Consider the following 10,583-nt stretch of genomic DNA (forward strand, 5'->3'; position numbering starts at 1 on the left):
TCTTCACCAATCTCTTGCTGTCTTACCGTAACCCTACTGTGCGATCTGCTCGCGGATATTCGCGAGAATCTTCTTCTCCAGCCTCGACACCTGGACCTGCGAGATGCCGAGGCGGCTGGCGACTTCGGATTGGGTCTGGTCGCGGTAGTAACGCAGGTAGACGATCAGGCGCTCGCGCTCAGTCAAGGCCCCGATGGCCTCGTTCAGCGCCAGCTTGTCGAACCAGCGCTCCTGTGTCTCGTCAGCAATCTGGTCGATCAGCGTGATCGGGTCTCCGTCATTCTCGAAGACGGTCTCGTGGATCGAGGTCGGCGGCTTGTTGGCCTCCTGGGCGAACACGATTTCTTCGGGCGTGACCCCCAGCGCTTCTGCGACTTCCCCGATGGTCGGCAGACGGTCCAGCGTCTTCGACATTTCGTCCTTCATTTTGCGCACCCTGTTGGCCATTTCCTTGAGGGAACGGCTGACCTTGAGGGTGCCGTCGTCCCGGAGGAAACGCTGGATCTCGCCGATAATCATCGGCACGGCATAGGTGGAGAATTTGACCTCGTAGCTGAGGTCGAATTTATCAACGGACTTTAGCAGTCCGATACAGCCGATCTGGAACAAATCGTCAGGCTCATACCCGCGGTTCATAAACCGCTGCACCACCGACCAGACGAGGCGAATATTACAGTTGACCAGCGTATCGCGGGCCAGATTATCTCCGGCTTGACTGAGTGCGATCAGACGTTTGACCTCCGCATCGTCCAAATAGGTCGGCGGAGCTTTTTTTGACTCTGCATCCATGGCTCCAACCCCTAATTGTATAAAGCTTTTTTCGAGACGATGGTTTTCTTCATTGAAATGGAGGTACCGCGCCCCGGTTCACTTGCAACTTCGAATTCATCCATGAAATTCTCCATAATCGTAAAGCCCATTCCCGAGCGCTCCAGCTCCGGCTTGGAGGTGTACAGCGGCTGCTGGGCCAGCTCGAGATCCTCAATTCCCCGGCCTTTGTCCTCAATGGTGAGATGCACGGTTTCATCCTCGATGGAGGCGGAGATGCTGACAACTCCTTCAGGATCACTATCGTAACCGTGGATAATGCAGTTGGTAACAGCCTCCGACACCACCGTCTTCAGGTCATTCAGCTCTTCCATCGTAGGATCAAGCCGGGAGACAAAAGCCGCCACTACCACGCGTGCGAATGATTCGTTCTCCGACAGTGCGGCAAACTGGACACTCATGAAGTTACCCGCTTCGCTCTTTGTCATAACGCAACCTCCAAATCCGAGAGTGCAGCGCTCTCGTCGTCATATAGGGGCATGATTTTGAACAAGCCCGACATTTCCAGCAGCCTTTTTACAGGTGCGGTGGCGTCACAGACGACCATTTTCCCGCCTTTGCTGCGGATGAGCTTGTACCGCCCGAGAATGACGCCTAAGCCCGAGCTGTCCATAAACTGCAATTCCTTCAGACTGAGAATCAGATGCTCTACCTGGCCCCGCATTATTGCTTCATCCATATCCATACGTACATACTCGGCTGCGTGGTGGTCCAGCTCTCCTGACAGCCGTACAATCAGCACACCTCTGTGATGCTCCATCTCCACATGAGAATTCATACCTGCCACTCTCCTCTTCGTTGCTTTGAGAAAACGTCCTGTACATCAGTTCTTTCCCCTACAAGGACAAGGTTTTCTACGCGGGAATTCTATAATCCTGCCTCACGACAAAACTAGAAGAAAACCCCTACGAATCAACAGAAAGCCTGAGACTAATCTACAAAATACAAGAAATTAATCAGCCCTGAACATGGAGCCCGTGGTCCGTTTGAACAGCCTCCACCAGCCTGCCTTCGGCACATCTGCGTCTGCCTTCAGCTCATATTGCTTCACAATAGTTGTTCCCTGATAGACAACCAGCTTGCCTACCGTTTGACCTGCCTTTACAGGGGCCTTAATGCTGTCCGGCACCACGAGCTCATGACGGATGCCCTCCTGGGTAATTCCTTTCTTCAAAAGCACACTGTAGGTTTCTTTGGCGACAAGCGGAAGCTGGGTCTTCACGCCTTTCTCAATTTTCACACTGCCGATGGCGTCTCCCGCTTTGTGAATCGTATGGACTTTATATTGGGAAAAGAGGTAATCGAACATCGCGGACACTTCACTGTTACGGGTTTTGGTATTGGGTTCGCCCAGCACCACCGCAACGGCACGCAGTCCATCTCTGGCCGCAGTTGCGGAGAGGCAGAACTTGGCTTCGGACGTATAACCTGTCTTCAGGCCGTCAGCCCCCGTATAAAAGCGCACAAGCTTGTTCGTGTTCACCAGCCAGAACGGCTTGGCCGAGTCCTTGCGCAGGTAATCCTGATAGGAACCGGTGTACTTGATAATCCGTTCATGCTTCAAGAGCTCCTGGCTGATGACGGCAATGTCATGGGCGGAGGAATAGTGATTCTCGGCCGGCAGACCGTTGCAGTTGGCAAAATGCGTGTCCTTCAGGCCAAGCGCCTCGGCCTTTTGGTTCATCTGATCGACAAAGGCGCTCTCCGAACCGGCTAATTTCTCGGCCATTGCCACAGAAGCGTCATTGCCTGAGGCCATGGCTATGCCCTTAAGCATTTCATCCACAGTCATTTCTTCGCCGGGCTCCAGAAAAATCTGCGACCCGCCCATCGACGCGGCATATTCGCTTGTCCGCACCTTGTCGGTCAATTGCAGCTTGCCTTCATCCAGCGCCTCGACGGTCAGCAGCATGGTCATGATTTTGGTAATACTTGCCGGCGGCAGCTTATCGTGGCTGTTCTTTTCATAGATCACGGTGCCGGTGTTCGCATCCATCAGAATGGCAGAGCGCGCTCCGGGTGCCAGATCCACAACAGCGGTGTTCTTACCGGTGTCTTTAGCTTTGGTTTTTTCCTCTGCATACGCGCCTGAAGCTGAGCCCAGAACCGAAGCAGCAACACACAGCACGAGCAGTACATAACGCATTTTTCTCACAATGGTTCCCCTCCTGAACATTAACCTTCATTTCACAGGTACTGTGTTCCAGTCTGGTCAGAAAGGGTGAAAATTATTCCATTTGTATGTAAAAAGACAGGTTCATCTCCGGTGAGGCCCCCCTGAAGTGCAGACTCCGCAACATAGCCGGAATAAATGGTTCATAAAAGAAGACTGCATCCCTTTTCAGCAGGGAGCATGATATTGTGAACTTCCTTTTTTTATAAAAATGGGTTGTTTTTCATTTTAAAGCATTCTAAGATGGTTTCAGACATCGATGTACTCTATATGAAAGAGAAGATCATATGAAAGTGACAATTGAAAACATACCGTCCTGTACAATTGTATATATGAGACAGATTGGTCCTTATGGAATAGCAAATTCACAATTAATGGATACATTCAAAAGGTGGGCAGCCTCTACTTCAATTTTTAATACAATGTCTGTGATCCTTGGAATTGCCCAAGATAATCCTGCATTTGTGAAACCGGAACATTGCCGCTACGATGCGTGTCTGGTTGTTCCTGAGGATTACTGTGTCCAATCTGATGAAGTCAGCTTAGGCAGTATAAGCGGAGGAAGCTACGCTGTATTTATGATCCCTCATACAGCAGAAGCTGTTCAAAAAGCCTGGGGTGAAATCTTCACGGAGTTGAAGAACCGAAGGCTGAGTCTGGATGAAACAAGACCCATCCTGGAGCGGTATAGTATGGAGCTTGTTAGTAATCATTATTGTGAGATTTGCGTTCCACTTCATTAAGAAAAAGCGGCAGTCCAGGACGTTTCTGTCCATGGCTGCCGCTTTATTTTTGCTTAGAGTCTTTCCACACCAAGCACTATAATCCCTGTCTGCCTAATACCGTATGACCCCATCCTTGGTCACCAATGCGAAGACCAGCGGTTGCGGGGGAACCGGCTCGGCGGAAATCAGGTAAGCTTCCAGCACTTTGGCTTCCGCTTCCTGCACCTTGTTCACTCCGGCGTCGTTCACATGCAGGACAGCGAGTGTTTCGCCTGCCGCTACAGCATCCCCGACTTTCTTGGACAGCTGAATACCGACCGCCAGATCAATGACCGATTCCTTCGTTTCCCGGCCGGCACCAAGCAGCATGGCAGCGATGCCAATTTGCTCAGCCTGGATGCTCTCCACGTACCCGGCAGTTACTGCCTTCACTTCGATGAAGGTCCGTGCGGACGGCAGTGTATCGGGCGACTCCACCTGGGTTACATCTCCGCCCTGGGCCAGGACGATCTGCTTGAACTTAGCCAGTGCACTGCCATCCTCAATGTGGGTCTTCAGGATCAAGCGCGCTTCGGCCTCATCCTTCGCTTTTCCCCCGAGAACCAGCATCTGACTTCCAAGAATCAGGCAGACCTCTTCCAGATCTTTAGGCCCGTGACCCTTAAGGGTTTCGATGCCTTCCTTGATTTCCAAGGCATTGCCGATGCCGTAGCCCAGGGGCTGGTCCATGTCGCTGATGACCGCAACCGTGTTGCGCCCCAGATGGGTTCCAATATCGACCATGGCCTGGGCCAGGGCGATGGAATCGTCCAGCGTTTTCATGAATGCGCCGCTGCCGGTTTTGACATCGAGTACAATGGCATCGGCGCCGGCGGCAATCTTTTTACTCATGACGGAGCTCGCAATCAGCGGAATGGATTCCACCGTCGCGGTCACATCACGCAGCGCGTACAGTTTCTTGTCCGCAGGGGTGATATTGCCGGACTGGCCGATGACAGCCGCACCGATCTCGCCAACCTGGGTGAAGAACCGTTCACGGTCCATCTCCACGGAGAAGCCGCTGATCGACTCCAGCTTGTCGAGCGTGCCGCCGGTATGTCCCAGACCGCGGCCGGACATTTTGGCGACTGGTACTCCGGCAGAGGCTACGAGTGGAGCAAGCACTACTGTAGTTTTATCGCCCACACCGCCTGTGGAATGCTTGTCTACCTTGATGCCCGCAATCGGACTAAGGTCAACCTGGTCACCTGACATGGCCATTTCCAGGGTCAGATCACCGGTTTCACGTGCGTTCATCCCCTGGAAGTAGACCGCCATTGCCCAAGCAGAAATTTGATAATCCGGAATTTCACCTTTGCTGTAGCCCTGGATCAGATAAGCAATTTCTTCACGGCTCAGCTCGCCGCCGTCTCTTTTCTTCTGAATCAGATCAACTGCCCGCATTATGCCTGTACCTCACGCACAAAAGCGCGCACCAGGCCGATAAATTTCGGTTTTGTCAGGTTTGCCACCTTTACCACCTGCTCATGCGTCAGCGGCTCCAGCTCATCCCCAATAGCCATATCGGTAATACAGGTAATACCCAGTACCCGCAGCTTGCTGTGGCTGGCAACAATCACTTCCGGCACCGTGGACATGCCTACGGCATCTCCGCCGAGAAGGGCGAGCATTTTGAGCTCAGCAGGTGTTTCATAGGTTGGGCCGCTGATTCCGGCATAGACGCCTTCCTGCAGCACCAGTGCTGCGCCGTCCACACCTTTGACTCCAGCCGCCAGCTTTTTGGCCAGAACGATATATTCAGGATCATACGCCCGGGACATATCCGGGAAACGAACACCCAGCTCCGGATCATTAGGTCCGATCAGCGGGTTGTCGCCGGTCATGTTCAGGTGGTCGGTAATCAGCATCAGATCCCCGGCTTTGAATGAACGGTTCATGCCGCCGCCCGCATTGGTAATTACCAGCGTTCCTATGCCAAGCTTAGCCATTACGTATACCGGCAGTACAACCTTGCGCATGGCATAACCTTCATAGTAATGGAAACGGCCCTGCATAATCATAACGTCTTTGCCTTCCAGCTTTCCGATGACGAACCGTCCGGCATGGCCTTCCACCGTCGAACGCGGAAAGTGGGGGATTTCCCCGTAAGGTAAGTAAATGGCATCTTCAATCTGGTCGCCAAGATCGCCAAGACCCGAACCCAGAATCAGTCCGATCTTTGGAGCGTATGCACCCAGTTTGGATTGAATATATTCAGCAGCTTCTTTGACCTGCATGCCATAAGGGGTATTTGCGTGTTGTGTCATAAGTAACGTCCTCCCTATATCAATTGTGTATGGTGTAAAAGTCAGTTCAGCTGAGGCCTCAGCCTACATCTTCGGAATAAACGCCAGGACCAGCTTCAAAAAGTGCTCCCGCACACGGTCTGCCGTCTCCATAACCTCCGCATGGTTCAGCGGCTGGTCCAGAATACCGGCAGCCATATTTGTGATACAGGAAATACCCAGCACCTCAATGCCGGCATGACGGGCAACAATGGTCTCCGAAACGGTAGACATCCCGACCGCATCCGCACCCTGGCGGCGAAGCATCACGATTTCAGCCGGTGTTTCGTAGTTGGGTCCAAGCAGTCCGGCATATACACCTTCCTTGAATTCAAACCCCTGTACTGCCGCAGCTTCTTTGGCCACTGCTATCAGACGGGGGCTGTAGGCTGAGGACATATCAGGGAAGCGCACACCCAGCGCATTGTCATTGGGGCCCGTCAGCGGATTGCGTCCGGTCAGGTTCAGATGATCGGTGATCAGCATCAGATCCCCAGGCTTGAAGTCTGTGTTCACGCCTCCGGCGGCATTGGTCACCAGCAGGCTGGCTACTCCCAGCTCCTTCATTACACGAACGGGAAAGGCTGTCGTTTCCGGGCCATAGCCCTCATACATATGAAAACGGCCCTTCATCATAACCACACGGCGTCCTTCGATCATGCCAATCAGCAGTTCACCCTCGTGTCCTTCCACCGTAGATACCGGGAAATGCGGAATTTCATGGTAGGGAATGACCACCTCATCGGTGATCAGATCCGCCAGCACGCCAAGACCCGAACCGAGGATCAGGCCGATCTCCGGGGCAACCGGACATTTATCTTTGATATAGATTGCTGCTTCCTGAATATTGCTCTGAGTTACTACGTTCATGATTATATTGCCTCCTAAAGGGGTTGTGGGATTACTTCAATTCCGCCAAAAAGCTTGTCCCGTACTGCGGCGCTTTCGCCCCGAAGTTGTCGGCAATCGTCGCTGCCACATCCGAGAACGTCTGCCGGATGCCCAGGCTGTCCGGGTTCTTGAACCGCGGACTGTAGACCAGCAGCGGCACATATTCGCGCGTATGATCCGTTCCACTGTGGATCGGGTCATTCCCGTGGTCTGCCGAGAGGATCAGAAGATCGTCTTCCGTTAACGTCGAGAGCAGCTCAGGCAGCGCCTGATCAAACACCTCCAAGGCATGACCATAGCCCTCAGGATCACGGCGGTGGCCGTACAGGGAGTCGAAGTCTACCAGATTGGTGAACAGGAAGCCGTTAAAAGGCTTGCGCAGCTCTGCAATTGTAATTTCGATACCATGCTCATTGCTTTTGGTCGGATAGGAGGCTGTAACCCCTTCACCCGTAAAAATATCATTGATCTTGCCGACGGCAATCACGTCTTTGCCGATATCCTGCAGCGCATTCATTAGGGTTGGCTCAGGTGGCTTCACCGCATAATCATGACGATTCGGCGTGCGTACGAAGTTCCCCGGTTGGCCCACATAAGGGCGGGCGATTACACGTCCCACCGAGAATTCAGGAGCCATCGTCAGCTCACGGGCGATAGCGCATGCGCGATACAGCTCTTCCAGCGGGATAATATCCTCATGCGCAGCAAGCTGAAATACACTGTCTGCAGATGTGTATACAATCCAGGCGCCTGTCTTCATCTGCTCCTCACCATACTCTACCAGTATCTCCGTACCGGAGGCCGGTTTGTTGCCAATCACCTTGCGGCCGGTAGCGGCTTCAAACTTCTCAATTAGTTTAGCCGGGAAGCCGTCAGGGTAAGTATTGAAGGGAATCTCAATCTTGAGTCCCATCAGCTCCCAGTGTCCGGTCATCGTATCCTTACCAACCGAAACCTCCTGCATTTTACCGTAATATCCGGTTGGGGCAGCCACAGGTTCAAGCGGCGGCAGCGGTGCAATATTCGCAAGGCCAAGCTGCTGCAGGTTAGGAAGCTTAAGACCCGGCACCCGTTCCAGAATATGGCCCAGCGTATGGGCTCCTTTATCTCCAAAACCTTCGGCATCCGGCGCTTCACCGATACCTACACTATCCAGTACAATAAATCCGATTCGTTTAAATGAGGACATTGCCGTCTTCACTCCTTTAGTAGTATGCAAGACTTGAGCCGCTGATCTTTCAAATGAGTACCACCTGGTGGTGCCTTAGGTTTCAGTATGATTCCATCATAGCGATCTTACTCACAAAAAGCATCTTTTGCCGACTGCGGACTTGATTATTGTAAGTGATCTCTTAGATTAAACGTGTTTCCGGTTATCTGGCCCGCGGATGATGGCTCTCATAGACATCCTTCATATTCTTACGCGCAATTCCGCTATAAATCTGGGTAGTAGAAATATCAGAATGTCCCAGCATTTGCTGTACGGAACGCAGATCAGCCCCACCCTCCAACAGGTGTGCCGCAAAAGAATGTCTTAAGGTATGCGGAGTAATGTCCTGCTCGATCTGGGCTTCGCGGGCGTATTTCTTAATGATTTTCCAGAATCCCTGACGGGTCAGCCTGCCACCCAGACTGTTCAGGAACAGGGCTGACTCATCCGTATTCCCGCGAAGCAGCTTGTCCCGCATACCAGCCGTATACCGGGCTACACATTCAGCGGCCATCTCCCCCATGGGAACGATCCGCTCCTTCCCGGAAGATCCGGTGCAGCGCACATACTTCATATCTGTATGCACATCCTCCACATTCAGCGAGATCAGCTCGGAGACGCGGATACCAGTGGCATAGAGCAGCTCCAGCATCGCCTTATCGCGTTTGCCCGGGGGGGTGTCTTCACCAGGTGCTTCCAGCAGCCGTTCCATCTCTTCCACACTCAGTATTATCGGCGGCTTGCTGCTTGGTTTGATTTTGTCCATATCCAGCGTCGGGTCCTGCCCGATCAATCGTTCCTTCAGTAAATAGTGAAAAAAAGCCCGGAGTGACACCGTATTCCGGTTCACCGTTGCGGCTGCGCGCCCTGCTCCCCGCTGTGCCGCGAGATAGAGCATAATATGTGATCTTTTGATCTCTTCCGGCGAGGCTAAGCCCCGCTCTTCGGCAAAATCCATAAACTGTGAAATGTCCCGTCCGTAGGACTCCAGTGTGCTTGGCGACAAGCCTTTGTCTTCGGATAAATACTGCATAAACGGCTGCAAATGTGACTTCATCAATCCACGCTCCTGTCTTACTCAGGCTGCTCTTCACGATTCTGGAGCATTTTAGGCATAGGGCTCGCGGCAAGCTTTTAAGGGTAGGCCATGTGCGGTCCCACCCTTGTCTTTTTCGACAGACTCTCAGCTATTTCCTGCTTATGGAGTAGTGTTCACTCACCGTACCAGTAATAAAACCGCAATCTCTCCCCCGCGCCCAGCGCTTCGGGACTATGCGGAACCTCTTGGAATGCCCGGACGGCCGTTCCTTCAGGGATTTCATGATGCTCATAAGGATTGATCCAACTGCTGATCCAGCTCATGGCATAATAAGCAAGGCAGCTCATGGCCACCAGCAGTGTCATAAAATACAGCCGGCGCATGGTCTTCGGCACAGAGACGATCATCGGGATTCCTCCTCAAATTTTATGGAGCAATTTAGCCCCACGAACTCGTCCTACACTCTATGCACCGGTGACTTCTAATATGTATGAAGCACTGTAAATCATTTAAAAAGCCCCCTCCGGTATATCGTACCGGGGAGAGCCTATGCGGTAAATCCTCATCTATAAGCTTATTCGGAAGGCTTGCTGTCCGTGCTGTTCTTGTCCTTGCAGCGGTAGCAGATTCCGTGAAAATCAAGTCTATGATCCAGCACGGTAAAATTAAACTCGTTCTCCAGCCGCTCTTCCAGCGGTCCGAGCCAATCTTCGCGAATCTCATCCATCGTGCCGCACTGCACACAGATTAGATGATGGTGGTGATGCTTCGCTGTATCTGTCCGCAAGTCATAACGGGCCACGCCATCACCGAAATTGATCTTCTCCACGACATGAAGTTCACTAAGCAGCTCCAGAGTACGATAGACAGTAGCGAGACCGATCTCAGGAGCTTTCTCCTTCACCAGCATGAAAACATCTTCTGCGCTTAAGTGGTCTTCCTCATTCTCCAGCAGCACTCTTAAAGTCGCTTCCCGTTGGGGTGTCAGCTTATATCCTTGGGATTGTAGCTGTTGCTTAATCTTATCTATCCGGGCTTCCATTGTCTGCCTCCCCCTTGGAAAATTACCGCTCCGGGCAACCAAAATCACTTCTTCCATTATAGGGGGAGTCGGTTTGAGAAGTCAAACGCTTTTGGAGCAGAGAGCTCCTAAGAAGCAACCCGGTAATCCCTGTTATCCTTTGGGGACCAGCATAGGTGTAACCCAGCGCATCATGCAGACATTTTAATGTAGTGTATTTTAACTTAGCACCCACTCTTTTTTTGATGTCTTGGATATAATTCATTCATTTTCTAAAATACTCTGAAGCTTGTTTTAGATAAAATGTGTTTTTTACGTGATTATTTTTAGGTAAAAGATGATGAGAACCCGGTTTCTTCTACTGAAATATAC

General features: G+C 52.0%; 12 protein-coding genes. 1 reads left to right on the forward strand and 11 read right to left on the reverse strand.

Annotated features, from left to right (window positions below; all coding sequences use genetic code 11):
- Nucleotides 1-33 precede the first annotated feature (33 nt).
- The 4 genes from sigF to A3842_RS19450 form a co-directional block, all read right to left on the reverse strand.
- Nucleotides 34-789, reverse strand: coding sequence for an RNA polymerase sporulation sigma factor SigF (gene sigF / locus A3842_RS19435; RefSeq protein WP_025704171.1), 756 nt, complete (start codon nucleotides 787-789; stop codon nucleotides 34-36).
- Between the two features lie 11 nt (nucleotides 790-800).
- A complete protein-coding gene (gene spoIIAB, locus A3842_RS19440; protein WP_074087524.1) occupies nucleotides 801-1,256 on the reverse strand; it encodes an anti-sigma F factor in 456 nt (151 codons plus the stop codon).
- Nucleotides 1,253-1,606: an anti-sigma F factor antagonist gene (gene spoIIAA, locus A3842_RS19445; protein ID WP_062522208.1), complete on the reverse strand. Its 354-nt coding sequence runs from the start codon at nucleotides 1,604-1,606 to the stop codon at nucleotides 1,253-1,255. Before spoIIAA ends, spoIIAB begins: the two co-directional genes overlap by 4 nt.
- Nucleotides 1,607-1,780: 174 nt before the next feature.
- Nucleotides 1,781-2,974, reverse strand: coding sequence for a D-alanyl-D-alanine carboxypeptidase family protein (locus tag A3842_RS19450; RefSeq protein ID WP_074102438.1), 1,194 nt, complete (start codon nucleotides 2,972-2,974; stop codon nucleotides 1,781-1,783).
- Between the two features lie 314 nt (nucleotides 2,975-3,288).
- Between A3842_RS19450 and A3842_RS19455 the strand changes: the two genes are divergently transcribed.
- Nucleotides 3,289-3,744, forward strand: coding sequence for an AraC family transcriptional regulator (locus A3842_RS19455; protein WP_074087523.1), 456 nt, complete (start codon nucleotides 3,289-3,291; stop codon nucleotides 3,742-3,744).
- A 93-nt stretch (nucleotides 3,745-3,837) separates the two neighbouring features.
- Here A3842_RS19455 and A3842_RS19460 read toward each other — a convergent pair whose 3' ends face one another.
- The 7 genes from A3842_RS19460 to fur form a co-directional block, all read right to left on the reverse strand.
- Nucleotides 3,838-5,169, reverse strand: coding sequence for a pyrimidine-nucleoside phosphorylase (locus tag A3842_RS19460; RefSeq protein WP_074102434.1), 1,332 nt, complete (start codon nucleotides 5,167-5,169; stop codon nucleotides 3,838-3,840).
- Nucleotides 5,169-6,032, reverse strand: coding sequence for a purine-nucleoside phosphorylase (locus tag A3842_RS19465; protein ID WP_083609651.1), 864 nt, complete (start codon nucleotides 6,030-6,032; stop codon nucleotides 5,169-5,171). The genes A3842_RS19460 and A3842_RS19465 overlap by 1 nt, the downstream gene beginning before the upstream one ends.
- A gap of 63 nt (nucleotides 6,033-6,095) precedes the next feature.
- A complete protein-coding gene (locus A3842_RS19470; protein WP_074087521.1) occupies nucleotides 6,096-6,920 on the reverse strand; it encodes a purine-nucleoside phosphorylase in 825 nt (274 codons plus the stop codon).
- Nucleotides 6,921-6,951: 31 nt separating this feature from the next.
- Nucleotides 6,952-8,130, reverse strand: coding sequence for a phosphopentomutase (gene deoB, locus A3842_RS19475; protein WP_074102435.1), 1,179 nt, complete (start codon nucleotides 8,128-8,130; stop codon nucleotides 6,952-6,954).
- A gap of 184 nt (nucleotides 8,131-8,314) precedes the next feature.
- The gene (gene xerD / locus A3842_RS19480) at nucleotides 8,315-9,208 is read right to left on the reverse strand and encodes a site-specific tyrosine recombinase XerD (RefSeq protein ID WP_074087519.1); all 894 of its coding nucleotides are present in this window, start codon (nucleotides 9,206-9,208) and stop codon (nucleotides 8,315-8,317) included.
- A gap of 155 nt (nucleotides 9,209-9,363) precedes the next feature.
- Nucleotides 9,364-9,597, reverse strand: coding sequence for a DUF4227 family protein (locus A3842_RS19485; protein WP_074087518.1), 234 nt, complete (start codon nucleotides 9,595-9,597; stop codon nucleotides 9,364-9,366).
- A gap of 167 nt (nucleotides 9,598-9,764) precedes the next feature.
- Nucleotides 9,765-10,232 carry a ferric iron uptake transcriptional regulator gene (gene fur / locus A3842_RS19490; RefSeq protein ID WP_074087517.1) on the reverse strand — a complete coding sequence of 156 codons (468 nt, stop codon included), beginning with the start codon at nucleotides 10,230-10,232 and terminating at the stop codon, nucleotides 9,765-9,767.
- Nucleotides 10,233-10,583: the final 351 nt, after the last annotated feature.

This window comes from Paenibacillus sp. P3E, from assembly GCF_001909045.1.
In the GTDB taxonomy this organism is placed as follows: Bacteria; Bacillota; Bacilli; order Paenibacillales; family Paenibacillaceae; genus Paenibacillus_AQ; species Paenibacillus_AQ helianthi.